This is a genomic window from Opitutaceae bacterium, from assembly GCA_041395105.1.
Classification (GTDB): Bacteria; Verrucomicrobiota; Verrucomicrobiia; order Opitutales; family Opitutaceae; genus B12-G4.
This window is the reverse complement of record JAWLBB010000008.1, coordinates 81,663-105,962: the sequence shown is the minus strand read 5'-3', so window position 1 is coordinate 105,962 and position 24,300 is coordinate 81,663. Positions and strand designations below refer to the sequence as shown.

20 protein-coding genes are annotated in these 24,300 nt (G+C 61.5%); 9 read left to right on the top strand and 11 right to left on the bottom strand.

Going from position 1 to position 24,300, the window contains the following annotated elements; all coding sequences use genetic code 11:
* Positions 1-65: 65 nt before the first annotated feature.
* From hemE to hemG, 3 genes are read left to right on the top strand one after another with little or no spacing between them, the layout of a single operon-like run.
* Positions 66-1,091, top strand: a complete 1,026-nt coding sequence (gene hemE, locus R3F07_18305; GenBank protein MEZ5278340.1) for a uroporphyrinogen decarboxylase — start codon at positions 66-68, stop codon at positions 1,089-1,091.
* Positions 1,088-2,452 carry an oxygen-independent coproporphyrinogen III oxidase gene (gene hemN, locus R3F07_18300; protein MEZ5278339.1) on the top strand — a complete coding sequence of 455 codons (1,365 nt, stop codon included), beginning with the start codon at positions 1,088-1,090 and terminating at the stop codon, positions 2,450-2,452. The genes hemE and hemN overlap by 4 nt, the downstream gene beginning before the upstream one ends.
* 16 nt (positions 2,453-2,468) lie before the next feature.
* Positions 2,469-3,833 (top strand): protoporphyrinogen oxidase, encoded by a 1,365-nt coding sequence (gene hemG / locus R3F07_18295; GenBank protein MEZ5278338.1) that lies wholly within the window; start codon positions 2,469-2,471, stop codon positions 3,831-3,833.
* Between the two features lie 30 nt (positions 3,834-3,863).
* Here hemG and R3F07_18290 read toward each other — a convergent pair whose 3' ends face one another.
* Positions 3,864-4,595 (bottom strand): hypothetical protein, encoded by a 732-nt coding sequence (locus R3F07_18290; GenBank protein ID MEZ5278337.1) that lies wholly within the window; start codon positions 4,593-4,595, stop codon positions 3,864-3,866.
* Positions 4,596-4,693: 98 nt separating this feature from the next.
* Here R3F07_18290 and hemH point away from each other — a divergent pair, with 98 nt between their 5' ends.
* Positions 4,694-5,716: a ferrochelatase gene (gene hemH / locus R3F07_18285; protein ID MEZ5278336.1), complete on the top strand. Its 1,023-nt coding sequence runs from the start codon at positions 4,694-4,696 to the stop codon at positions 5,714-5,716.
* Between the two features lie 221 nt (positions 5,717-5,937).
* Here hemH and R3F07_18280 read toward each other — a convergent pair whose 3' ends face one another.
* A complete protein-coding gene (locus R3F07_18280; protein MEZ5278335.1) occupies positions 5,938-6,957 on the bottom strand; it encodes a nuclease-related domain-containing protein in 1,020 nt (339 codons plus the stop codon).
* A 322-nt stretch (positions 6,958-7,279) separates the two neighbouring features.
* Here R3F07_18280 and R3F07_18275 point away from each other — a divergent pair, with 322 nt between their 5' ends.
* The 3 genes from R3F07_18275 to R3F07_18265 all read left to right on the top strand — a co-directional run bounded on the left by R3F07_18275 (position 7,280) and on the right by R3F07_18265 (position 14,451).
* On the top strand, positions 7,280-9,817 hold the full coding sequence (locus tag R3F07_18275) for a mechanosensitive ion channel (GenBank protein ID MEZ5278334.1): 2,538 nt from the start codon (positions 7,280-7,282) through the stop codon (positions 9,815-9,817).
* A 104-nt stretch (positions 9,818-9,921) separates the two neighbouring features.
* On the top strand, positions 9,922-12,552 hold the full coding sequence (locus R3F07_18270) for a carbohydrate binding domain-containing protein (protein ID MEZ5278333.1): 2,631 nt from the start codon (positions 9,922-9,924) through the stop codon (positions 12,550-12,552).
* Between the two features lie 279 nt (positions 12,553-12,831).
* Positions 12,832-14,451, top strand: coding sequence for a peptide ABC transporter substrate-binding protein (locus R3F07_18265; GenBank protein MEZ5278332.1), 1,620 nt, complete (start codon positions 12,832-12,834; stop codon positions 14,449-14,451).
* A 316-nt stretch (positions 14,452-14,767) separates the two neighbouring features.
* On the opposite strand, the gene R3F07_18260 is transcribed toward R3F07_18265, so the two are convergent.
* The 5 genes from R3F07_18260 to R3F07_18240 form a co-directional block, all read right to left on the bottom strand.
* Positions 14,768-15,934: a sialidase family protein gene (locus R3F07_18260; protein MEZ5278331.1), complete on the bottom strand. Its 1,167-nt coding sequence runs from the start codon at positions 15,932-15,934 to the stop codon at positions 14,768-14,770.
* A 79-nt stretch (positions 15,935-16,013) separates the two neighbouring features.
* The gene (locus tag R3F07_18255; protein MEZ5278330.1) at positions 16,014-16,814 is read right to left on the bottom strand and encodes an SDR family oxidoreductase; all 801 of its coding nucleotides are present in this window, start codon (positions 16,812-16,814) and stop codon (positions 16,014-16,016) included.
* The gene (locus tag R3F07_18250) at positions 16,811-17,611 is read right to left on the bottom strand and encodes an SDR family oxidoreductase (GenBank protein ID MEZ5278329.1); all 801 of its coding nucleotides are present in this window, start codon (positions 17,609-17,611) and stop codon (positions 16,811-16,813) included. Before R3F07_18250 ends, R3F07_18255 begins: the two co-directional genes overlap by 4 nt.
* Positions 17,612-17,617: 6 nt before the next feature.
* The gene (locus tag R3F07_18245) at positions 17,618-18,658 is read right to left on the bottom strand and encodes a sugar phosphate isomerase/epimerase family protein (GenBank protein MEZ5278328.1); all 1,041 of its coding nucleotides are present in this window, start codon (positions 18,656-18,658) and stop codon (positions 17,618-17,620) included.
* On the bottom strand, positions 18,655-19,431 hold the full coding sequence (locus R3F07_18240; GenBank protein ID MEZ5278327.1) for an SDR family oxidoreductase: 777 nt from the start codon (positions 19,429-19,431) through the stop codon (positions 18,655-18,657). Before R3F07_18240 ends, R3F07_18245 begins: the two co-directional genes overlap by 4 nt.
* Positions 19,432-19,609: 178 nt before the next feature.
* Here R3F07_18240 and R3F07_18235 point away from each other — a divergent pair, with 178 nt between their 5' ends.
* Together R3F07_18235 and R3F07_18230 are read left to right on the top strand one after the other, a co-directional pair.
* Entirely contained in the window at positions 19,610-20,506 is an 897-nt protein-coding gene (locus R3F07_18235) for a VOC family protein (GenBank protein ID MEZ5278326.1), read from the top strand.
* Positions 20,503-20,808 (top strand): hypothetical protein, encoded by a 306-nt coding sequence (locus R3F07_18230; protein ID MEZ5278325.1) that lies wholly within the window; start codon positions 20,503-20,505, stop codon positions 20,806-20,808. The genes R3F07_18235 and R3F07_18230 overlap by 4 nt, the downstream gene beginning before the upstream one ends.
* A gap of 72 nt (positions 20,809-20,880) precedes the next feature.
* On the opposite strand, the gene R3F07_18225 is transcribed toward R3F07_18230, so the two are convergent.
* Genes R3F07_18225 through R3F07_18210 form a run of 4 tightly spaced genes read right to left on the bottom strand, consistent with a single transcriptional unit; the run spans position 20,881 to position 24,297 of the window.
* Complete coding sequence (locus R3F07_18225) at positions 20,881-21,831, bottom strand: carbohydrate ABC transporter permease (protein ID MEZ5278324.1); 951 nt, start codon at positions 21,829-21,831, stop codon at positions 20,881-20,883.
* Positions 21,831-22,274 (bottom strand): sugar ABC transporter permease, encoded by a 444-nt coding sequence (locus tag R3F07_18220; protein ID MEZ5278323.1) that lies wholly within the window; start codon positions 22,272-22,274, stop codon positions 21,831-21,833. The genes R3F07_18225 and R3F07_18220 overlap by 1 nt, the downstream gene beginning before the upstream one ends.
* A gap of 11 nt (positions 22,275-22,285) precedes the next feature.
* Positions 22,286-22,729: a hypothetical protein gene (locus R3F07_18215; GenBank protein ID MEZ5278322.1), complete on the bottom strand. Its 444-nt coding sequence runs from the start codon at positions 22,727-22,729 to the stop codon at positions 22,286-22,288.
* Positions 22,726-24,297 carry an extracellular solute-binding protein gene (locus R3F07_18210; protein MEZ5278321.1) on the bottom strand — a complete coding sequence of 524 codons (1,572 nt, stop codon included), beginning with the start codon at positions 24,295-24,297 and terminating at the stop codon, positions 22,726-22,728. Before R3F07_18210 ends, R3F07_18215 begins: the two co-directional genes overlap by 4 nt.
* Positions 24,298-24,300 lie beyond the last annotated feature (3 nt).

The following is a 24,300-nucleotide window of genomic DNA, read 5'->3' as shown; positions in this document are numbered from 1 at the left end:
TCAAACCCGGGCGTCAACCGTTTGGTGTTGCCCGATCCGGTCCAGTAGTTGTTTTCATACCTGGAATGACTTCCAGGGAACGCTTTCTCAATGCCTGCCACAACCAGCCGGTGGACCGACCGCCCGTCTGGGTCATGCGTCAGGCCGGCCGCTATCTCCCGGAGTACCGCGATCTGCGGGCCAAACACGATTTCGTGACCCTGGTGACGACCCCGGACCTGGCCACCGAAGTCACTCTTCAGCCCCTCCGCCGCTTCGACCTCGACGCCGCCATTCTCTTTTCCGATATCCTCGTCGTGCCCGAGGCGATGGGTCTGCCCTATTCCTTCCGCGACGGAGGCGGTATCGCGATGGATTTCGCCATCCGGTCGGACGGCGACTTCGACCGACTCCTGACCGGCGACGTCCGCCCCCGCCTCGATTACGTCTACCGGGCCATCCGGCAGGTCCGGAAGGCTCTCTCCCCGGACAAGGCCCTCCTCGGCTTTGCCGGATCCCCCTGGACACTCGCGACCTACATGATCGAGGGAGGCAGTTCCAAGGAATTCACTGCCGCCAAGAATCTCTTTCACTCACAGCCCGGGCTCTTCGAAAGACTCATGGAACGGCTGACCGAAGCGGTTGGTCAATACCTCGATGGCCAGATTGCGGCCGGTGTCGATGCCGTCCAGATCTTCGACTCATGGGGAGGCGCCCTTCCCGGGGTCGACTACGACCGCGGGTCCCTCCAATGGATCCGTCGGCTCGTCCGGATCGTCAATGGCCGGGTCCCGGTCATTCTTTACGCACGCAATACCTACGCCAGTGCCGGGCTCCAGGCCGAATCCGGCATTCAGGTGCTCAGCCTCGACTGGACAGTCGACATGGCCGAAGCCCGTGCCAGACTGCCTGATTCGCTCGCCCTCCAGGGAAACCTTGATCCGATCCTGATGGAAACCACACCCACGACCGTCGTCCGCGAAACCAACCGCCTCCTCGAGTCCATGCGGGGCAGGCCCGGGTACATCGTCAATCTCGGACACGGCATCCATCCCCAGGCGAAAATCGAATGCATGGCCGCCCTTGTTGAAACCGTGGAGAGATTCCGATGAAGCACCTTTCCGTAAACCTCGACCTAGTCCGGAAGTACGACCTGCCGGGGCCCCGCTACACCTCCTACCCGACCGCCGTCCAGTTCGCCGAGGTCGACGATCCGCAGCCCCTGATCGACGACATCCGGGAAAACAACCGCGAGCCCCGCCCCCTTTCCCTCTATTTTCATCTGCCTTTCTGCGAGACCCTCTGCTGGTTCTGCGGATGCACCACCGTGATCGGTGGTGATCACGGCCGAACCCCCGTCTACCTCGACCACCTCGAAAAGGAAATCGAACTGACCCGGCACCTTCTGCACCCGGATCGGAAGGTGGTCCAGATGCACTTCGGCGGCGGTACCCCGAGTTTTCTCGAACCGGTCGAAATCGACCGCCTGGGATCCATCATCCATCGCGCCTTCAATTTCGAAAACGGCGCGGAATGCAGCGTCGAGCTCGACCCGAGGCGGCTGACCCGGGAACACGTCGAGGCCTTTGCCCGGATCGGGATCAATCGCGCCTCCATTGGTATCCAGGATTTCAATTCGGAAGTTCAGGAGGCGGTCAACCGGATCCAGCCTCGCGCCGTGACCGAACAAACGGTCGAGTGGATCCGCGAAGCCGGATTTCGCTCGGTGAATTTTGATCTCATCTACGGGCTGCCCCATCAGAACGAGACCACCTTCGACCAGACCCTTGAGATCGCCCTCGAGATCGGCCCCGACCGCTTCGCCGTCTTCAATTACGCCCATGTCCCCTGGATGAAACCGGCCCAGAAGCTGCTCAAGGTCCTGCCGGGAGCCGACACGAAACTGGGCATGCTCAAGCTGGTCACGGAGAAGCTCACCTCCAGGGGTTACCGCTATATCGGGATGGATCACTTCGCCCGGGCCGGGGACGAACTCTCGCTCGCCCAGCAATCCAAGACCCTGCAGCGCAATTTCCAGGGCTACAGCACCCTGGCCGGCGCCGACATCTACAGTTTTGGAATGTCCTCGATTTCCCAGATCGACGCGCATTACCGGCAGAACGAAAAAACCCTGCCTGAATACTACAAGGCGGTGGATTCCGGCCGCCTGCCCATTTCCCGGGCGGTCCGCCTCAACCGCGATGACGTCATCCGCCGGACGGTCATCATGCGCCTGATGTGCGACCTCGAACTCGATTTCGACCAGATCGGCCGCGAACTCGAGATCGACTTCCGCGACTACTTCGCCTCGGCTGTCGAGGCGCTCGGCCAGTTCGAAGTCGACGGCCTGATCGAGTCGACCCCGACCGGATTCCAGGTGACCGATATGGGACGCCTCCTCCTGAGGAATCTCGCGATGCTCTTCGACGCCTATCTCGGCAAAGCGCCCAATCGCTTTTCCAAGACAATCTGACCCACTCCCGTCCGCCATGGCCAACGTCGCAGTCATCGGAGCCGGTCTTACGGGATTGGGCGCGGCTTCACGAATCGAGAGGGCCGGCCACCGGGTGACCGTCTTTGAAGCGGGTTCTCAGGTCGGCGGAAACATCCGCTCGATCCAGAACTCCGGTTACCTCGTGGAAGAGGGTCCCAATACCATCCAGCTGTCTTCGGCCGAGCACGAGAACTGGCTCCGGGAGGCAGCTCCGCGGCTGAACCTGATCGAGGCCGATCCCGCCGCCTCCAAACGCTACCTTGTCCGCCACGGCCGCGCCATCGCGGTTCCCGGCTCACCCGTCGGCTTCCTCGGGACGCCTCTCTTTTCCTTCAAAGCCAAACTGCGGCTGATCGGAGAGCTCTTTGCCCGCAAACCCCCACCCGATACCGACGAATCCCTTTCCTCCTTCGTCCTGCGCCGATTGGGTCGGGAAATGCTCGACTACGCCATCACCCCCTTTGTCGGCGGGGTGTATGCCGGCAATCCCGATCAACTCTCAGTCCGCTACGGTTTCCCCAAGCTCTTCAACCTCGAACAGGACCACCGCTCCCTGATCCTCGGGTCTGTCGCCCGCCGCCGGGAACGGCGGCGGGCCGGCACCCTCTACCGCACCCGTCTGGTCTCCTTCCCCGACGGCCTGCAGGCGTTGCCCAGACAGCTGGCGGACTCACTCCGGGAACCGGTTCGCCTCTCCACCCCGGTCGCCGGACTGGACTTCGACGGCCAATGGCGAATCCGCGTCGGCCAGCCCTCCTCCACCGAAACAATCCAAGCCGACGCCGTGGTTCTTGCCCTGCCGGCCACCGCCCTGGCGTCCCTCCGGATCCGGGGAAGCGAGGTGCTCAGGACCATGGGCGAAATCAAACATCCCCCGGTCGTCAGCTACGCCATGGGCTTTCGACGGGACCAGATCGCCCACCCCCTCGACGGATTCGGAGCCCTCATCCCCGCCCTCGAACCGTTCAGGATCCTCGGAACCCTTTTCAGTTCATCCCTGTTTCCGGGTCGGGCACCGGAAGACCACGTTCTCCTGACAACCTTTGTCGGTGGCACCCGTGCCCCGGAACTGGCCGGTCTTCCCATCGACGAACTGCGGGCCCTCATTCTCCGCGATCTGGAGAAGCTCCTTGGCCTCCACGGCGCGCCCGTCTTCGAACACCGGCGCCTCTGGCCCCGGGCCATTCCACAATACGAAGTCGGGCACGGTCGCTTCCTTCAAGCCACCCTCAGGGTCGAAAGGGAAAACCCCGGACTCCAGATCGGTGGCAATGCCCGTGACGGGATCTCCCTCTCCTATTGCATCGAGGGCGGCAGGCGACTCGCCGGAGCCACCCTGGATTTCCTGGCGAAACGTTGAGCAGTCCGAACGAAGGAGCAGTCTCCGCCACTATTCCCCAAAAAAGAGCACGACGTCCCGAAACGCAGTTCTGACCGCCTCGGCCAGATCGCCAAGATCATCATCCCGACCACGATCCACGGCCTCGCCCAACTGGCGTATCGCCACGCTCTCCGCCGCGATCAGGCCCTTTACCTTCGTGGCGTCCTCCCAGAGCAGACCGTAGACGGCGCTGTCCACCCCTTCGGCTTCAATCGCCTCCCAAGAATTCTCCAGCGCTTCGATCCCTTTCCTCAACGACTCCGGATCATTCGTCTTCCGGCCGGTTTCCGTTTCGGCGAGGATCGACTCCATTTCTTCGTGGAAGCCCACCAACCGGTCGACGAACGTTTCCCGACCGAGCGACTGACGCAGACGAAACAGGTCAACCTGCATCTGGTCGAGGACGAGCCGGGCCATGGAAACATCTCCGTTTCCGACAAAGCGCTTCGCCATCTCCAGTCGACGTTCCATGCCGCCCCGGGTCATCGCCCAACCCGGAGCCGTCTTGAGGATGGCGAGCTGATCCGACCGGTAGGCCTGCCAGGCTTCGGTCACCTTATCCAATTGCACCCCGACACCGGAGGCCTCTCCCTCTCTGACGGCAATCAATGCCGGGATCAGGGCACCATCAAGAGCGGCCGAGGCCTGCAGGAAGGCCAGATCCGCCTGCTCATCAGCAAGAGCAAAACGCACCGGCAGCAGAAGAAGAAGGACGTGGAGGGAAATCGTGATCAAACGCATGTCCTTCACCCATAAGCCGATTTCAGTCCCCTCGCAACTCCCCGCGGCCACCGCGGTCGTTTGACAACCGCCCGGAAAGAACCAAGCAATACCCGCATATGGCCAAACGGGCAGTACTCCTCGTCAACCTTGGTTCCCCTGATTCGACCTCGACCCGGGATGTCCGACGCTACCTGGACGAGTTCCTCTCGGACGACCGGGTCCTCGATATCCCGAAGCCGGTGCAGCAATTCGTGCTCAAGTGCTTCATCCTGCCCAGACGACCGAAACAATCGGCCCATGCCTACGCCAAGGTCTGGCGGCCCGAGGGCTCGCCGCTCACGCTCATCAGCCGGCAGGTTCGCGACCTCCTTTCCGACCGGGTCGATCAACCCGTCCACCTCGCCATGCGCTACGGTTCGCCCTCGATCCCCGACGTCATCCGGACAATGGCCGACGACGGTACGGAGGAGATCTTTCTCGTGCCCCTTTACCCGCATTACGCCATGTCCAGCTACGAGACCGTGGTGGCACGCGTGCATGAAGTGATCCGCGAACGCCACCCCGGGATCCGGGTCACCTCCCAACAACCGTTCTTCGACCACCCGGACTATATCGAGGCCCTCTTTCAATCGACCCGACCCCATCTCGAAAAAGGTTACGATCATCTCCTCTTCAGCTACCACGGTATCCCGGTACGTCATCTGCGGAAGGCCGACTCCTCCCGGAGCCATTGCACGATCGTGGCCAACTGTTGCGAAACCTGCAGTCCGGCCCACGCTACCTGCTACAAGGCCCAATGCCTCAATACCACCGCCGCCCTCGTCGCCCGCGCCGGAATCGCGCCCGATCGCTACTCCGTCTCCTTTCAATCCCGCCTCGCGGGAGAACCCTGGCTCCAGCCCTACACCGATTTCGAACTCGAACGGTTCGGCAAGCAAGGGATCGGCCGGCTTCTGGTCATCACCCCCGCTTTCGTCTCCGATTGCCTCGAGACACTCGAGGAGATCGCCATGGCCGGACGCGATACCTTCCTCGAAGCCGGTGGACGCGAGTTCGAGCATATTCCCTGCCTGAATGACCATCCGGCCTGGATTCAATTCCTGACCGACCGGGTCAACGAGTGGAACGCGCAGCCCTGACCTGACTGACAGTCCCGCGGGTGACCGACCGGAATCGCCTCAACCCTCAACGGCTGTCCCGAATGGCACTAAAGTAAGCAACTCTTTGGCTCAGAACAGGCATTTCCTGTTCGTGAAATCGTCATGTGTAGTCGCCCCAGTCACTTGGGGCGTGTCAACCTGGATACGCGGCAAGAGACTGCCGCGGCCACATCTCGTGATCCCTCCTGAAACCCCTTGACTCAGGATAGCCTCTTGGTCTTCGCCCGCTTCTTCAGCCTGGGCCTGAGCGACCACCAGCGCTTCGAACGGGCCGGCTCGCCGTCCTCGGCAACCTCGTCCAATTCAGGCTCCAGGTCCGGCTGATCGAGATTCACCTGAATTTCCTTCAAGCCGCTCTCGATCCGGACCGCCAGATTCTCCCGGAAGAGCTCTTCATCGGCTGCTGCTTCGAGGACTTCCGGCAGTTCAACCTGATTGGCGACCCGCACCAGACCCTGCCCGAAACGTTCGACCCGCCACCCCGGCACGACCAGGACCGGCTTGACCACGATCTTCTCGCCCACCTTGTCGAAAAGCCACTCGGCCAGACGAATGGACTTTTTGCGGACCGCGTCGAGCGGACCGTTCAGACGGCGACGGCGGAAGACCATGCTGCGCCCGTCATAAGTCGCCTGATAGGAATCACCAGTCTCGAACCGGCTCCGGTGTTGCATCACCGTCTGGGTTTCCAGCAGAAAGACCCCGCTCGGTCCGATGACCACGTGATCCAGACCCAGACCATCCAGACTCAGGTCGTGAACGGCGATATACTTCGCCGCCACCAGCCCATTGAGGGCATCATGGACCATCCGCTTGCCGAGAAAACGCTGCCGGCTGGCCAGGGCCCGTCGGCCGAAGTGAAGGGCCTGTCCCGCGAAAAACCCGGTCAGACCCACCAGGGCCACTGCGGCCATGCAGGTCAGGACATAGACCCAGGTGGGCATGGACCAGGCCGCGGCGTTCAGACAGAAAACGCCCATGGCCGAGCCCAGGGCCACGGCCAGAATACCGCGTTCCACCGCCAGTCCGCCGAAACGGGTGGCCTCTCGCCATTCCTGCAGCCCGCCCATCGGTCTCGAAATGATCGCCAGATCCGGCCCCAGTCGCTGGAAAATCGGCAACTGGCGCCTCAGGACAACCGCAGCCACCAGCAACACTGCCAGAGCCAGCAGTGAGAGTCCGGAATAGGGAAGAAAGGCAAAACCAGAATTCGATGTCATCACGTGTAGAGTCGAGTCGTGCGCGTCAAAGCCCATGCGCCCGTTTACGTTGGATCGGATGGGTATCCGGCATCTGGACCCGGATTCCCTCCCGTACCCACCGCCGCATCACTCATTTACATCCCCTTCATCGAAACTTCGGTGTTTCCACCAAAGCCGGGCCGGGATCCGCTCAGGTTCCCCATCAACCTTCGCAGGAACATCCCGCCCCATCGTGGTCAGGACGCATGCTGGCTGGATCCAGCACATCACGGAAACGAGGAAACCGCCCGCGCTGAACCCTTTACAATCAGACCTCGGACCATACTGTCCGGGCCTGATCATGATCCCGTCGTTTCTCCCGGCAATCCGCGCTCGATTAACCCTCTTGTTCGCCTTCCTCGCGCTGGCGGTTCTCCTTCCGGTCGTCGCTCAACAGCCCGACCCTCCCAAAGCGGATCCGGCCGGGTCCACCACGACCGATGCCCAGGCCGCCGTCCGGGACCAGGAGTCGGATGCGCTGGCCAATCCGGAACAGGCGCCCGAGAAGACCATCCCCATCGAAGAGATCGCCGTCCGCTCCCAGGCCGCCGTTCAGGACGTTCTCAAGCTCGGATCGGATGACGAGCGCGCCCCTCTGCTCGAATCAGTCCGCCAGGATCTTCCCGAACTCCAGAAGACCCTCGAGCAGGTTTCGCTCGAAATCGAATCGATTGTCCAGTCGGGAAGAGTCGGACGCCGTCTCCGACAGATCGACGACCAGCTCGGCACGGCAAGAAAGCAGGTGGATGATTGGCAGACCGACCTCGTTGATCTGACACGGGACCTTCAGGACAGTCTCGCTCAACTGGCTCGGATTGAAAAGCTCTGGACATCAACCCGCGAAGCGATCGCCGGCGAAGAGGGAGCCGCCCTGCTTCTCGAACAGATTGATGCGGTTCTCGCCCAAACCGCCGAGTCCAAGGCAACCGTCCTCGGGGTGCGTGACGAGGCCCTCAGTATCCAGGCCGAGGTATCCAATGGATCGAACCGATTGACCGCCCTCCTGAAGGAAAAGAACAAACTGAGTGAGATCACCCGCAAGGATATCTTCAAACCAGACAGCCCGTTCATCTGGAGCATCGCCAACATCAAGGCCGACGAATCCGGATTTTCCGAGGAGCTCAGCACCATGTCCGCATCCGACCTGGGCACGCTGCGCGCCTATTTTCTCTCCCATCCGGTCAACCTCGTCATCCAGCTGCTGGTCATGGTCCTGACCGCGGTCTTCCTGATACGCGTTGGCCGGAAGCATCAGGCCACCCTCGAAAGCGATCCCCGCACCAAGTCCGCCGCAAAACTGCTCAAGCACCCTCTCGCCAACGGAATCGTCATCGCCCTTGTTCTCACCCCCGTCTTTCTGGTTTCGCCCCCGTTCGTCGTCTACCGCTACATTGTCTATCTCGTCCTGGTCCCCGTTCTGATCCTGCTCAAATCCACCCTGGAGGAGTCATTCAAGCGTTCGGCCCAGACGACCATCCTGCTCTATGTCCTGATCCGATTCAGCGAGCACATGCCTGAGTTTTCGTTCGCCCAGCGCTTCACCGCTCTGATCGTCGCAGTGCTGGGAACGATCTCCGTTGTCCGTCAATGGCGCATTTTCCCGGAGCCAGGGACAACCCGGGAATCCGGAAGTTTCCCTTTCGCCCGGTGGGCCGGCCGAATTGGAATCTTCGTCTACCCGATCGCCGGAATCACCAATATCCTCGGTCTCTTCGCCCTTTCCAGTCAGCTTCTTTCCGGATTCGTAGGCGTCGTCACCCTCGCCCTGATTCTGATCGCCGGAAGCAACGCCATTCGGGAATTCCTCCGTATCGCCATGGTGGTCGGCCCTCTCAGGCATACTGCGGCCGTGCGCCTTCATTACGCCACGGTCGATCAAACCATCTCGCGAATCCTCCGCCTCACCACCCTCTTTGTCTGGGTCCTGGTCACCCTCCTGATATTCGGTATCTACACACCGGTCAGGGACGCGGTGTCCGCCATCCTCGGGTTCGGCTGGCAGGTGGGCGCGCTCAGCCTTTCCGTCGGGTCGATCCTTGCCTTCTTCTTCACCATCTGGCTGTCCATCCTCATCTCCAGATCGATCCGCTTCGTCGCCGATGCGGAGATCCTGCCGCGCCTCGACTTGCCCCGGGGCATTCCGAGTACGATCTCCATGATCATCCATTACGGGATCATTTCCATCGGCATCATCATCGCAATGGCGGCGGCCGGGATCCATCTCAGCCAGATGAGCATCATCATCGGCGCCCTCGGGGTCGGCATCGGTTTCGGACTTCAGAACCTGGTCAACAATTTCGTCTCCGGCCTCATCCTCATCTTCGAGCGACCGATCAAGATCGGCGACAAGATCCAGTTCGGAACAACCTTCGGTGAAGTGCGCAGCATCGGCATTCGGGCCAGTACGGTGCGTTCATTCGACGGAGCCGAAATCATCGTCCCCAACGGGAATCTCATTTCAAACGAGGTCACCAACTGGACACTCTCCGATCAACAACGCCGCATCGATATCTCTGTGGGCGTCGCTTACGGCAACGATCCGGAGAAAGTCATCGCGCTTCTCACCGATGTCGTCGGCCAATTTGACGCCGTCCTCAAGGATCCCGCGCCCTTCATCTCCTTCGACGCCTTCGGGGAAAGCTCCCTCGATTTCACCGTCCGCTTCTGGATCGACGATTTCTCAATCGGTCTTCGTCTGAAGAGCGCCATCCTGACCGCAATCAACAAGGCCCTCGGCGAGGCCGGGATCGAAATCCCCTTCCCGCAACGCGACCTCCATATCCGCAGCGTCGATGCGCCCGCCGCCCGTGCTCTGGACGGCAGGAGCCGTCCGGACTGACACTCGCCGCAAATCCATCTCCCCCGGGCGTCATTTCCTCTCTCGCTCTATGCATCGAGCACCCGATTGGTTGCGCTCAATCCGGATCACCACACATTCACCCTATGAACCGCACCCAAACCCTGAGCCGCCGGATTCGACGGATGACCCTCTCCGTCTCCCTGGCCACCATCTCCCTCCCGGCCCTAGCCGATGAGTCGACGCTCTTCCCCTTCGTCATCCCCTGGGACGACGCGACCGCCGATACCGTCACCAATGTGAGCCACCTCAACGCCGGGTCCGCCGGTTCCGGTGGTTTCATCGAAAGCCGGGACGGACACTTCGTCGAAGCCACCACCGGAAAGCGGGTCCGTTTCTTCGCCACCAATCTCGGCGCCCGGGCCGCCTTCCCCTCCCGTGAGGATGCCGACAAAATCGCCGCCCGCATGGCCAAGCTCGGCATCAATCTCGTCCGCCTCCACCACCTTCAGAACAACTGGGAGACCGACGACGGCACCATCTGGCTTCCCGGCAAACCCTACCTCGATGTGGATCCCGTCCAGGTCGACAAGCTCGATTACCTGATCGCCGCCCTCAAACGCAACGGCATCTACACCAATCTCAACCTGTCCACCACCCGGGACTATATTCCCGAGGTCGGCTTTCCCGAAAGCGTGAACGACATCCCGTTCAGGCATCACAAGAAAGTGGACAAATTCAATCGACGGATGATCCAGCTCCAACAGGAGTATGCCGCCAAACTCCTCGATCGGGTCAATCCCTACACCGGCCTGGCCTACCGCGATGAAGCCGCCCTCGCCTTTATCGAAATCAACAACGAGAACTCCCTCGTCGGCTGGCCCGGGGAAACCCCCGGCGAAGGCCTCGATACCCTTCCCGAGCCGTTTCGCTCCGAATTGGTCGCCCTCTGGAATTCCTGGCTTCATGGCCGCTACGGATCCGACAAAGCCCTGGCCGAGGCCTGGTCGATCGAGGCCGCCCCGCTCGGCCAAAGCCTCGTCAATCAAGAAACCGCCTGGTCCGACGAGACACAGGCTGGACCCGAAAACGCCCGTTTCACCGCCCTGCCCGGCACCGGTTCTGATCAAGCCACCGACGGGATCAAAGTGGAACTCCTGACCGACCTCGCCGCCGAGTGGCTGGTTCAGGCCCGCCTGCCCAACCTCACCCTAGAAAATGGTCAGGCCTACACTCTCCAATTTCGCGCCCGGGCCGATCGTGAGCGGATTATCGGGATGAAGATTCATCGCGATTACCCCGACTGGCGCGACTACGGCCTCCGCTCCAAGCTCATCCTGAAACCCGAATGGCAGGATTTCTCCTTCTCCTTCAAGGCTCATTCCGCGGAACCCGCACGCGGCCAGATCGCCTTCCTCCTCGCCGGCGCACCCGCCACCGTGGAACTCGATCAGGTCTCCCTCCGCCTCGGATCCGTCCCCTTCACCCTACCCGCCGGCCAATCCCTTCTTCGCCAGAACATCGCCTTGGGCGTCAACGTCGGCATGGGGCCCCAGCGGGCCGACTGGATTCAATTCCTCGTCGATACCGAGACCGCCTTCTCTGAGGGCATGCGGGCCTTCCTCCGCGAAGACCTCGGGATGCGCGCCGCCATCATCGATACCCAGATCGAATGGGGCGGACTGACCTCCCTCGTGCGGGAAGATTCCATGGAATACGCCGACGCCCACGGCTATTGGCAGCACCCGCAATTCCGCGGGTCGGATTGGGATCCGATCAATTGGACGGTCGGCCGCGAGGCTCTCGTCAACCGCATGGACTCCGACTCCGGGCTTCTCGGCGAGAAGGCCGAATTGAGGGTGCACGGCAAGCCGTTCACCGTATCCGAATACAACCATCCTGCGCCCAATGATTTCCAGGCCGAGATGATGCCTCTCATTTCCACCTTCGGCGGTCTTCAGGACTGGGATGGCTTCTACACCTTTGCCTACTCCGCCACCGGCTCGAAGGAAGACAATTCGATGATGGATGCCTATTTTGACACCGGGACCAACCCGGCCAAGGTCGCCCTCTATCCCTCGACTTCATTGATTTTCCGCGAAGGCCTGATCGCTCCGATCTCTCGGCAGGAGACCCTCGTCCTCCCCGCCGTCCCGTGGGACTTCGCCATGACGGCCGGAGCGGCCTGGGACAAAACGGGCGGACGCCCGGATCCCCTGCAGGCCCGTTTGAGCCTCTACCGCTCCACGACGACGGAAGCCGGCCGGGAATCCATCGCCGGAACCACCGAGCCCTCGGTCCGGACCACACGACACCCGAAGGGAGTCATCTACACCGCCGATGCCATGGCCGCCAAGGTCGCCGTCGGCTTCGTCGGCGGTCAGACGGTCGCCCTCGACGGACTGACCCTGACCTTCCCCGAGTTCGGTCTTTTCAACGAAGGCTTTGCCGCCGTCACCCTGGTCGATCACGCGGGCCGGAACCTGCGTGACTTCGATCGCGCTCTCCTCACCCTCGTCGGACGGGTGGAAAACCAGGACATGGGTTGGAATGAAGACCGCACCAGCGTCGGCAACCAATGGGGACACGGCCCCGTCATGGCCGAGGGCATCCCCGCCACCGTGCAACTGGCGGTCGCCCACCCCTGCCTGGTTTACGCCCTCGATCCAACCGGCACCCGCAACCACATCGTCCCCTCCACCTGGGCCAACGGCACCCTCAGCTTCGAGGTCGATCATTCCCACCAGACCCTCTGGTACGAGATCGCCCGGGATTAGCTGCGGCCGCCCTTCCCGGATCAAACCAACCGCGGCACACTGGAATCCTGTCTGGTCAAGGGGCCTGATCAATGATTCGCCTCAAGAACCACAAGCCGGCGCTCAATGGACCTTCAGATAGGGACGGACCGCCGGGCCGTCCATCGAAGCGTCACCGACCCCCACTCCTCCACACTACGTATTGTTTTCGAACACAAAACCAAACGTAGCAACCTACGTATTCTTTTCCCAATGAAACCCTACGTAGCATGCTACGTTTGGTTTAAAACACCTCCCCCCATGCTGATCCGGGTTCTTTCTGCGACCCTTCTCCTTTCCCTGGCCCTCATCGTTTCGGGATGCGGTCGTCCGGAATCCCGGGTCGAGGCCGGCAACCGTGACGGCATCCTCCATGTCGGCAACGGGGTCGAGCCTCAGGACCTTGACCCGCACACCAATACCGGGTCGCCCGAATCACGGATTCTCAGCGCCATTTTTGAGGGTCTGGTCGAGCAGGACGGTGAAACCCTTCAACCCGCCCCCGGCGTCGCCAAATCCTGGGAAATCTCCCCCGACGGCCTCACCTACACCTTCCACCTCCGCGAAAACGCCCGTTGGTCGGACGGCACCCCCCTCACGGCCCATGACTTTGTCGCCTCATTTCACCGCCTGCTCACACCGGAACTGGCCGCCGAATTCGCCTACATGACCTATCCCGTGGTCGGTGCGGAGGACTTTCATTCCGGGCGGACGCAGGATTTCTCCACCGTGGGCTACAAGGCGCCGGACGACCGAACCGTCGTGATCACCCTACGCGAACCGCTGCCCTACCTGCTCAATCTCCTCGCCAATTACCCCTGGGTCCCCGTCCCCATCCATGTCATCGAGCGCTTCGGCGGACTGGCCCGCAAAGGAACCGACTGGACCCGCCCCGGCAACCTCGTCGGCAATGGTCCGTTTGTCCTCAAGGAATGGATCCCGAACCAGGTGGTTGTCGTCGAGAAGAATCCCGACTACTGGGATGCGACCTCGGTCAAACTGAACGCGATCCACTTCCATCCGATCGAAAGCCAGGAAACGGAGGAACGCGCCTTTCGCGCCGGGCAATTGCACACTACCGCGTCCCTGCCCGTCAGCAAGATTGCCGTCTACCGGCGCGATCATCCGGAGTCTCTCCGGATCGAACCGCGGCTCGGAGTGGCCTACGTCATGTGCAATACGACCCGGCCACCATTCGACCGACGGGAAGTCCGGCAAGCCTTCTCCCTCGCGATCAACCGGCAGCTTCTCGTGGAGAAGGTTCTTCAGGGTGGACAACGGCCCGCCCTGACCTTCAGCCAGCCCGGGATGGGCGGATTCACCTCCGGGGTCAAGATGGAAGGTGACCCATCCGATATCCCCGGACTCCTCGCCGCGGCAGGCTTTCCGGATGGCCAGGGGTTCCCGCAAATTGAATACCTCTACAATACCAACGAGGGAAACCGAAACATCGCCGAAACCCTCCAGGAGATGTGGCGGCGCACCATCGGCGCCGATGTCCGGCTGACCAACCAGGAATGGAAAGTCTTCCTCGATAACCGGACCATGGGCCAGTACAACCTCGCCCGCGCCGCCTGGCTGCCCTTCGCCGACGACCCCATCGACTACTACCAGCTTGTGTCCGCCGCCAGCCCCGACAACAGCACCGGTTGGTCGGACCCGGAATTCGAGGCGGCCTTCCGCCAGGCCCGCGCCGCAGCGGATCCGGACGAGCGATTCCGCAACTACCAAAAGATGGAGTCCATTATCCTGCGCGACCTGCCCATCATCCCGCTCTATCACTACAGCACGGTCTACCTCGTCCATCCCTCCGTCCAGGGCTGGACCATGAACCGACTGGATACCCGCCCCTGGAAACAGATCTGGCTGAAAGCGGACTGATGCGGCCGGGCCGGATCAGTCGAAGATCGGAGAGCTCAGTTCGAAGTTCGCGCAGAATCACCTCTTCGATACTTCCAAAAGACTCATCCTCCTCTCGGAACCAGCGCCCGTTCATTCTTCGGTTCCCGGCGGTTCAATCCACTCGTAAGCCGCTCATTCCAAAACCCTTCCCTTCCACCTTCATCGCCTTTCTCACCTTGGTAGTTCCTCCCCTCTCGGAAGTAGCGCCCTTCAGTTCTTCGGTTCTTGACCGCTCAATCCGCTCCCCCACGACCTCCGATCTTCCATCTCCCATCTCCGCGGGCGAAGCCCGCCCTCAAACCTTCACCCGCCTGACCAGGATCGCCTTGCGACGGGTCCCGTCGGCATCACGGTGTTCGAAATCTGAATACGCGATGAGCAACTCGTGGTCGGAAAGCGCCAGGAGACTGGTGTAGCCGCAGGAGTACCGACCCGTCTCTTTCGGATCACCCGGGATCAGGGTGACCGGATCCGACCAGTCCCGGCCATTGCCGTCGGGACTGAACCGCAGATGCACCCCCGGGCGTCCGTAGCTCAGGACGAGCGGTCCGGCCTTCATCTTGAGCAGACACGGAAAGACGCCAAATTCACAGAATTCCCTCGGTGGCGTCCAGGTCCGACCTGCATCGTCCGACCAGGTGATGGCCATCGGCTTCTGATCCTGATCCGTCTTGCGCATGACGCAGACCAGCGAACCCTCCGCCGTCTCCGCCAGGGTCGGCTCGCCCATCAGGTCGCGCCCCGTCCGGTCCACCCCCACCACAGACCGGTGTTCAAAGGAGTGACCGTTGTCCTTCGAAGCCATCAGGTCGGTGCCGCCCTTCTGCGCCACGAACCCGTCCGGCAACGCATAACGCACCCGATAGTCCGCGTAGAGGATTTCACCACGATACCTGAGGGCCGGTCGCTCAAAGAACGCACGGGGCAGCAGATCGCTGCCCTCTCGCTTCCAGACCAGGAGATCCCGCACATCGTATTCAACTTTTTCCGGAAGCCAGCGCCCGGTCTTCGGCGTCCAGCGCACCGCGTCCAGCCACCGGAAATGCTCGAGGACCTCCGAAGGCAGATCCGAGGCTCGATAGGTGTAGAGCGTCCCGTAGACGAATGCTTCGGCCGCCGGCTTCGGCATGGTGATGCCGGCCGTCTTCACGTTGAAATAATGAATGGAGGGAACCGCGAAGAATTCGCCGTCATAGGCCTCGGTGATGGCGTAGTGGGGCCGGATCGGGTCGGGGTCGTCCGAGAACGGAACCCACGTCTTTCCCTCATCCGCCGAGACAAAGGCCGGAGCAGGATTCCCATGAGTCTCACTGGCGTCCTCGGCATCGGCATAGCAGACCATGATCCGCCCGTCCGGAAGCCGCGACACCGCGGGAAACTGGGTGAAGCCCCAGCGCGTTTCGTTCGGCGCCGAAACCGCCACCACCACAGGATCGGAAAGGTCAACATCGGGAGTTCTCATCGGCATGGATCCGATCCGACAATCAATCCGATCCAACCGCCAGCCCGAACGCGCTCAACGCGTTCGATCCCCGTTTCTCCTAAACCGCACCCGCATACAGACCGCCGCAGATCGCGATGCATTGGCCGGTCACATAATCCGAGAGATCGGTGCAGAGAAACTCGATCACCTTGGCGCAATCCTCCAGCTCACCCAGACGGCGCAGCGGGATGTCCGCCGCCATCGCCCGCCTTTCCGGATACTCGGCCATGGCCCGACTCGAGGCGATGATGGCCGGCGCGATGCAGTTGACGTTGATGCCATGCGGACCCAGCTCCCGGGCCAGCGACCGGGTATAGCGGATGATCGCCGCCTTGGCCGTCCCGTAACTGACCAAACGGAGACCGGCCTTGACCGCGGCCACCGATGCGACGTTGACGATCCGTCCGCCTCCCTGCGCCTTCATCAGGCGTCCCGCGGCCTGGCAGCAGAATACCGTGCTCATCAGATTCACGTCCATGATGAAGCGGAAATCCTCCTCCGACGAATCCATGGCCGAGCTCACCTCGGCCGGCCGCAACATGCCTCCCGCGTTGTTGACCAGGATATCGACCGAACCCAGTTCGTCATTCACCCGACTGACCATCGCGTCGACCGCATCGCGCCTGGTCATATCCGCCTGGATCCCGATGGCCCGAACGCCGAATGAGGCGCACTCCGCGGCCACCCCGCCATCCGGAACGATCTCACCAAATTCCTCGGCCGAGTTCAGGTTCAGATCCACCACCGCCACGTTGGCGCCCAGCCGGGCCAGCCGGACCGCGTAAGCCCGCCCCAGTCCCCGACCCGCCCCGGTCACGATCGCCGTCTTGCCGGCAAGCTTCTGATCAAGTGCGTTCATTTTGCCGTCCAGCCTGCGTCCACGTAGAGCGAGGATCCGGTCACGAAGGTTGAAGCATCACTGGCGAGAAAGAGCGCGGCCCCACGGATTTCATGAAGTTCTCCCCAGCGATTCAACGCCATCAGGCCGACCAGCATTTTCACCTTCTCCGGTTCCTTGAGCAACGGCTTGTTGATCTCGGTCAGGAAGGCTCCGGGACAGATCGCATTGCAGCGGACATTGTGCGGCGCCAGCTCGAGCGCAAGGGCCTGGGTCAAGCCGATCACCCCGAACTTCGACGAACAATAGGGCGTTCGTTCCGGCAGGGCGACCGAACTGAGAGCCGAACCGAGATTGATGATCGAGCCGGAGCGCCGGGGCTTCATCATCCTCGCCGCCTCGCGACAACAGAGCCAGGTCCCCTTGAGATTGGTATCGGTCACCGATTCAAACGTCTCGAGTGAACAGTCGTCGATCGGCGCCCGGATGTTGATTCCCGCGCTGTTGATCAGGATATCGAGCCCCCCGAGCTCGTCAGCCACCCGCGCGAATGCGCTCTGCACGCTCGACTCACTCGAAACATCGATCGGGATCGAAAGACACGCCCCCCCGGTTGCCGCGCCGATCTCCCGGGCCACCCGTGCACACGTCTCTTCATTTCTCGATCCGATGGCCACCCGGGCACCCGCCTGGGCCAAGCCCAGCGCCATCGAGGCACCCAATCCCTGGGAACCACCGACCACGTAGGCCGTCTTTCCGTTCAACCGGAAAAGATCAATCACATTCACATCTCCTGACTTGGTATCTTCGTTCTTCATAAAGCTTCAATGACCAGGGCCACCCGTCAAAACCGAGGCAATATAGTCGGCGCTGCGCCGGACCTGGTCCATCTCCCAATCCGCCAACCGATCATCCTGTTCAAGCTCCCAGGGGGTGCGCCAATCGCCCGACTCGGCGTGACCGGCCACCAGCCGAAGCACAGGGGCCAGGCTCCGCGCCGTCCTCGGACGGAATCCATCCCAATACCCCTCTTCATGGATCCGGATGTGACGGGCCTGCAGGGCTGCCATCTCGATGCTCAGGGTCACCTCCGGACGATCCCGAAAGAGTCCGAGCAGGCTCGGGAAATCAATGACGCCCTCTCCCAGGGCGCACCGGATCAAGCGGTATCCGGATTCACTCGGGAAAACCCGGTAGTCCTTCAGATGGACATGCTTGATCCACGGCAGAACCCGGCGGGCAAAGACCAGGGGCTCCTCGGCCACCGCGAGTGGGTTGGCCGTGTCCAGGGCAATACCGAATCGATTGCTCCCGATTCGTTCACAGAGCGCAGCCAGGTCGTCGGAATCCGCATCCTGATGATTCTCCACCGCCAGGGTCAGCCCCAATTCTTCAGCCAACCGCAGTGCGCTCATCACGACATCGCCAAATGCCTCGAGCCGGTCCTGCCAGGCCGCTCGCCCGCCGATCGCCGCCCGGTCGCCCTCCAGTATCCGACTGATCAGGACACGCATCGTCTTCGCGCCCATCGCCGATGCACGCCCCAGGTCCGCCTCCAGCTGCCCGCGATCCGTGACCACCGACGTCGAACAAACCACGCCCAGGCCTGACTCCTCGGCCAGGTTCCCGAAAGCCGCGTAGTCCGCCTCCAGATCGTCCGAAGAGATGAACCGAGGCTCAACTTCGACAAAGCCCAATCGCAGCTCCCGCGCCAGGTCGACAAATCCCTCCGGCGTCATGGGATCGGAATTGGCCCGCGCCGTTCCCGCTCCCTGGAACCCGATGCTGTAGGTCATTCCGTAGAGGCAGAGACCGGCACCCCGCCTGCCGCCCGCGTTCTTCCGGCTCTCTCCGAAAACGCTCACAGGGAAAGGTGGATGCCGCCCGAGATATTCAGATTCGTGCCGGTGACCCGCATGGCCTCGTCACTGGCCAGGTAGACGCATCCCGAGGCCATCTCCTCCTCCGTATTCAGCCCCCAGGGAGCCCTGGCTCCGAATTCCATCACCCGCTTCAGATCCCCGTGTTCCGCCATCTGGGTCTCCTTTTCCTTATCCGTCAGGACCCACCCCACCGTGATCCAGTTCACGCGGATCCGATCCCGTTTGAGGTAACCCGACAACTCCCGGGTCAGGGCGAGGAGTGCCCCCTTGCTCACCCCATAGGGAATCAGCTTTTCGCTGCTCACAAATGCGTGAATGGAACCCATCATCGTGATGCTTCCGCCACCGCGCTGCCGCATGAGCGGCGCAGCCGCCTGGGAAACCAGAAACGCACCACGGACATTGACCGCCTGCATCCCGTCCCAGAACTCAGGCGTGATTTCATCGAAAGTGGCCCGGTTGAAGATTCCCGTGTTGTAGACCAGCGAATCAAGACCGCCATAGGCCTCCTTCGCACGCTTCACCAGCGCCGCACAATCCTCCGGCTGTTTCACATCGGTTCGCTGAAAAACCGCCCGGCCGCCCTTCTCCACGATCTCCCGGACCACCGCTTCTCCCTGCTCAGACCGCCGGCCACTCAGCACGACCGAGGCCCCCTCCGCCGCAAACCGTCGGGCGATCGCCGCGCCAATCCCACTGGTCGATCCGACGACCACCGCAACCTTCCCCGCCAATCGCCCGTTCGATTCCGCCATTAGGGCACTGTGAGTAGCGACCATCGACCCACTTGGCAAGGATTCGCAGGATCCCTTCCCATTCGATCAACTTTTCCCGCCGTCAGAACTCCGCGACCTCAGGCCGAGCCGCTTTCCAATCGGTCTTCACTTATTCGCTTCCCAACTTCGACCGCATTCCGCTAAAACCGTTCGTCACATGATTACACGCCTACCCAAAGTCAGTGTTATCTGCTTTGTCGGAATTCTGGGATCCCTGCCAGCGGCAGGCTTCCCCGAATTGCCCGCATTCCAGGATCCACCCACCAATGACCACCACCCCGGTCAACTCATCTGGGCTGACCTCTTTACAGAAGACGTCAGCGCCTGCACCCGGTTTTATACCGGCCTCTTCGACTGGACCGCCGAGACTCTCGGCAAAAAGAAAGACGCCTATACCCTATTCCGCAACAATGGCAGGCCCGTTGCCGGCGTGATCTACCGCCCGGCCGGTAAGGGCGAAACCACCAAGGGTATCTGGATCCCTTACTTCTCCGTGAGTGGACTTGATGACACCCTCGGGAAGCTTCCGGGACTCGACGGGCAGGTGGAAGTGCCGGCCAGGGACTTCCCCAAGCGCGGGAGTCAGGCCATCATCCGTGACAACCAGGGAGCCCTCCTTGGACTCATGCAGACCTCCCAAGGCGATCCCGACGATTTTCTCGGCGACTACGGCGACCTGATCTGGGCGCAGCTCTGGGTTCGGGATTCCGACGCTTCGATCGGTTTTTACCGGGAAATCCTCGGATTTGTCACAACCGATTATGATCCTGAGAAGGACGAGATCTACGATCACCTCTGGTCGAACAACGGGATTCTGAGGGCCAGCCTCGGCACCATCCCCGAATCGATGCCGGAGGCCCGCCCCAATTGGCTTGGATTCGTCCGGGTCAAGGACGTCGAGGCCGCCGTTTCCCGGGCTGTCGCGCTTGGCGGAACCGTCTACTTCAAGCCCAATCCCGAGGTGCAACAAGGTCGTGTCGCCGTGATTGAGGATCCAGCTGGAGCCGCCATTGTCCTGATGGAATACGAACCGGAAACCGAGGATCAGCCATGAACACCCGCAAGCTTCTCCTGGCCACTGCCTGCCTGAGCCCTCTTCTCTTTGGCAACCTCGGCTGCGAATCGTCCGGCTCCGGCAGTTCATCCACCTATATTTCCTCCGGCTATTACGGGGGCGCCTACGGCAACCCCTGGTATGGCGGCGGCTACTACGGCCGTCCCTACCCGCCTCCGGTCTACCGGCCACCAGCAAATATACCACCTCGGCCGGATAGACCCATAGCCCGCCCCCCAACCATACAGCCGATGCCGTCGACGCGTCCGGCTATGCCCTCACCCCGGCCCATGCGCCGCTGAAGACTTCGCACATTCCGGCTCAAGTTCGGACTCGACCCCCAATGATCCCCGTCGGGCAATCCAGTCGGCCGCTCACGCCTTCAACGCGCCCGATGTGATGCCGCGGATAAAGGGTTTCGTGGCGTAGACAAACATGACCAGGAGCGGGATGCTGCTCATCGCGTAGGCCGCAAAAAGCGTGCTGAAATTCTGCCCATCCGAAGACTTCGCCATCACGTAAAGCCCCGACGCGACCACATGGTGGCTTCCATCGGTGTTGGTGATGAAGGGCCAGAGGAAATTGTTCCAGGTTCCCAGCACGTTCATGATGATCACGATTGAAAAAGCCGGTTTGGCCAGCGGAAGCACGATGTTGAAGTAGATCGCCAGGTGGCCGGCCCCATCCATTCGCGCACTCTCAAACAGATCCTCCGGCAGACCCTCAAAGAAACTCTTGAAGATGAAGACCGCAAAGACCTGACCACCCGCCATGTACGGCAGGATCATGGCCCAATAGGTATTCAAGAGCCCCAGCTGTTTGACCAGCAGGAAGCTGGGAACAAGCGTCAGCACCCCCGGGACCATCATCGTCGCGAGGAAAAGCATGAAGACCGCCTTCGACCCCAGGAACCGGTACCTCGCCAGGATATAGGCGGTGGATGAACCCAGGCAGCAGACCCCCAGAGCGGTCAGCGCCGACACCATGAAGGAGTTGAGCATATAGGGACGCAGAACCGTCCAGGCCAGGGTGGGTCCCTTCTTTCCCATCGCCACGAAATGGGTGACGGCCTCCCGCGGAGAAACCGTCAGGGGTTCCCCCAATTCATCATGCACCAGGATCGGCTCTTCATGGCCCGCCACCATCCGCGCAGTCGCATCAATCACACCCGTCAGGGCCTCAGGCACCGAGAAAAAATGACGGTAGAACTCCGAATTGGTCCGGAAGATGTTGTTCACCGCGAAGGCAAAGGGCAGCAGGGTCAACGCCGCCAGGACGATCAGGACGGCGTGCGTCGCACAGACCTGCAGTCGGTTGCGCCGCATCACGCACCTCCCTTCATTTCCTCGGCCGACCGGAAATACCGCAGGTTGACCACGGTCAGGCCGAATATCATCAGGAACAACAATACCCCGATCGCGCAGGCATACCCCATCCGCTGGAAACTGAAGGCGTTGAAGTACATCCAGAGTCCGGGTACCATCGTCTCGAAGCCGGGTCCGCCGCGGGTCAGGACGAAGAGACCCTCGAAGCCCTGCACGCCCGCGATCACCGTCAGGATCAGAATCAGCTTGAGCTGGCTCATGACCAGGGGCAGATCGATCAGGAGGAACCGCCGCAGCCCCACACACCCTTCCATCGATGCCGCCTCGACCACTTCCTCCGGTATGGACGAAAGGCCGGCATAGTAGATGAGGACATCGAAGCCGCTCACGAAGGGAAATCCGATGAACATGATGGCGACCAGGGCCGTGCCCGGATCGTTCAGCCAGCCGCGGGTCAGGGTCTCCAGGCCGAAAGGCGAAACGTTTCATTGAGCAGGCCGTAGTCCGAGTAAATCATGTCGAGCCAGATCAACTGCACCGCCACACCCGGCACCACGATCGGGATCAGGAAGATGATCCGATAAATGTAGCGGGTCCGTTCAAGCGGCAACGTATGGATGAGCTTGGCCACCAGCAGCGGGATGCTCAGACGCACACAGACCGCGAAGAAGGTCAACGCCACCATGTGCAGCATCGAGGGCACCATGGTCGGATCGGCAGTCAGAAATTCGCGGTAGTTGTGCAGCCCGACAAAGGTGGAAACCCAGCCGACTTCGAACTCGTAGAGCGACTTCGAAAAGGCCCAGACCACCGGCAGGTAAACAAAGGTCAGCAACAGGGCCAGCCCCGGCAGAATGATCCCGTAGCACCCCAGGACAAACCCGTATCGGTGCCTCATCGTCCCGCCTCACTTTCAACGGGCAGCCCCGGCGTCCCCGCCCGCTGCGGCGCCAGCTTTTCCCAGGACGCCTCCAGCCGGTTCACATCCACATTCTGGCGCCGGATCAGGTTCGCCCCGGCGGTTCGGATATTGTCCTCCTGCCAGCGGAGAAAGCCGTCGAGATCGATCCCGTCCTCAAGAAAGAGGCCGAGCATCCGCTGGTAAATGTCGGAAAAACGCAGATCAAAGGAAAACACCCACTTCGTCGTCGTGTAGCGGCGCTCCAGGATCTTCTCAAAGGGATCGAGTACCGGAAGACTCCTCACCCCGACAATGTTCGGAATAAAGCAGGGATACTCGTTGACCACCCGATCCGTATTCTCGGGCAGGCTGAGAAACTGAAGAAATCCGATCGCTCGCTTCAGTCGCTCCGAACTCTCGATCCGCTCCGGAAAGGGAAGCGTCTCGTCGGTATCCTTGACCGCCGTCGCGGTCACCTCGAACTGCTGGGCCGCCCCGCCAATCACGCACATCGGTGTCCCCGAAGCAAAAGACGTCGTCTTCGTGGTCACTTCCGGCAGGTAGAACACGCCCCATTCAAAACCGAGGTTTCTGTCCGCCCAGAACGGGTAGGTCATCGCGCTCGATGCCCAGAACATGATCCCCTGCTGGTTCTGAAACTCCCTTCGGTAATCCGCATTGGCGATGCTCTGCGGCATGTAGGGGCGCAGGCTCTTCAACATCCGGGCTACCTCCACATAGCGGGGATCCTGCCGGGTGAAGAATCCCTTTGTGAAGAGAAAAGCGAGTTCATCTCCATCGAGATACCCCTGCATATAATCCTCGCGGATCGGATCCTTCACCAGGTCGATGCCCGGCAGGATATTGTAATAAACCTGATCAAACAACAGGTCGGTGCCCCAGTCGGCCAACGCAGCCAGCGGGACCAGGAGCGGGATCTTCCCGAAACCCTTGATCTCCGCCATCAGCGCCATGAATTCCTCCCACGTCGCCGGGATCTGAAGGTCATGCGCCTCAAAGAACGTCTTGTTGTAAAACAGGCCGGTCTCGACCGCGCTCAGGGTAAGGCAGTAGTTGCGCCCGTCCGGTCCAGCCTTGCCGCGACTCAGGGCCTGGAATCGGAACATGTCCCACCATTCCCGCGCACCCGGCAGGTCCGGATCTCCTTTCTCCACCACATACGGATTCGGCGCCTCGAGAAACCGATCGAGCGGCACATACCAGTTCTTCTGCACGTCGACCCACACTTCCTCGACATTCACCGCCACGATGTCCGGGGCCGCCCCGCTGCTCAATTGCGTCACCAGGTAATCACGGCTGTTGGGAGTCCGGATGACCTCGATTCGCGTATCCGGATGCCGGTCCTCGAATGCATCAATCACTTCCGCAAGGCCGAGAAGGGGTTGGCCCACTCCGAACGGTCGAGATCCGGGCATATAGGACACCCCGGGATCGATCTTCAGGACGTAGCGGACCGCCCCACTGGCCGCCCGTTCCGATCTCGACTTGCCTTCCTCGTCCGCAGGCGGCCACAGCAGGACCACGCCGATGACGATGATGGTCATGAG

Excerpts from the sequence above, each read along its gene's own strand:
- hemG (MEZ5278338.1), top strand. The coding sequence starts at position 2,469 with ATGGCCAACGTCGCAGTCATCGGAGCCGGTCTTACGGGATTGGGCGCG.
- R3F07_18210 (MEZ5278321.1), bottom strand. The coding sequence starts at position 24,297 with ATGACCATCATCGTCATCGGCGTGGTCCTGCTGTGGCCGCCTGCGGAC.
- R3F07_18280 (MEZ5278335.1), bottom strand. The coding sequence starts at position 6,957 with ATGACATCGAATTCTGGTTTTGCCTTTCTTCCCTATTCCGGACTCTCA.
- R3F07_18265 (MEZ5278332.1), top strand. The coding sequence starts at position 12,832 with ATGCTGATCCGGGTTCTTTCTGCGACCCTTCTCCTTTCCCTGGCCCTC.
- R3F07_18235 (MEZ5278326.1), top strand. The coding sequence starts at position 19,610 with ATGATTACACGCCTACCCAAAGTCAGTGTTATCTGCTTTGTCGGAATT.
- R3F07_18240 (MEZ5278327.1), bottom strand. The coding sequence starts at position 19,431 with ATGGCGGAATCGAACGGGCGATTGGCGGGGAAGGTTGCGGTGGTCGTC.
- hemE (MEZ5278340.1), top strand. The coding sequence starts at position 66 with ATGACTTCCAGGGAACGCTTTCTCAATGCCTGCCACAACCAGCCGGTG.
- R3F07_18250 (MEZ5278329.1), bottom strand. The coding sequence starts at position 17,611 with ATGAAGAACGAAGATACCAAGTCAGGAGATGTGAATGTGATTGATCTT.
- hemH (MEZ5278336.1), top strand. The coding sequence starts at position 4,694 with ATGGCCAAACGGGCAGTACTCCTCGTCAACCTTGGTTCCCCTGATTCG.
- R3F07_18270 (MEZ5278333.1), top strand. The coding sequence starts at position 9,922 with ATGAACCGCACCCAAACCCTGAGCCGCCGGATTCGACGGATGACCCTC.
- R3F07_18230 (MEZ5278325.1), top strand. The coding sequence starts at position 20,503 with ATGAACACCCGCAAGCTTCTCCTGGCCACTGCCTGCCTGAGCCCTCTT.
- R3F07_18290 (MEZ5278337.1), bottom strand. The coding sequence starts at position 4,595 with ATGCGTTTGATCACGATTTCCCTCCACGTCCTTCTTCTTCTGCTGCCG.
- hemN (MEZ5278339.1), top strand. The coding sequence starts at position 1,088 with ATGAAGCACCTTTCCGTAAACCTCGACCTAGTCCGGAAGTACGACCTG.
- R3F07_18225 (MEZ5278324.1), bottom strand. The coding sequence starts at position 21,831 with ATGCGGCGCAACCGACTGCAGGTCTGTGCGACGCACGCCGTCCTGATC.
- R3F07_18215 (MEZ5278322.1), bottom strand. The coding sequence starts at position 22,729 with ATGAGGCACCGATACGGGTTTGTCCTGGGGTGCTACGGGATCATTCTG.
- R3F07_18255 (MEZ5278330.1), bottom strand. The coding sequence starts at position 16,814 with ATGAACGCACTTGATCAGAAGCTTGCCGGCAAGACGGCGATCGTGACC.
- R3F07_18275 (MEZ5278334.1), top strand. The coding sequence starts at position 7,280 with ATGATCCCGTCGTTTCTCCCGGCAATCCGCGCTCGATTAACCCTCTTG.
- R3F07_18260 (MEZ5278331.1), bottom strand. The coding sequence starts at position 15,934 with ATGAGAACTCCCGATGTTGACCTTTCCGATCCTGTGGTGGTGGCGGTT.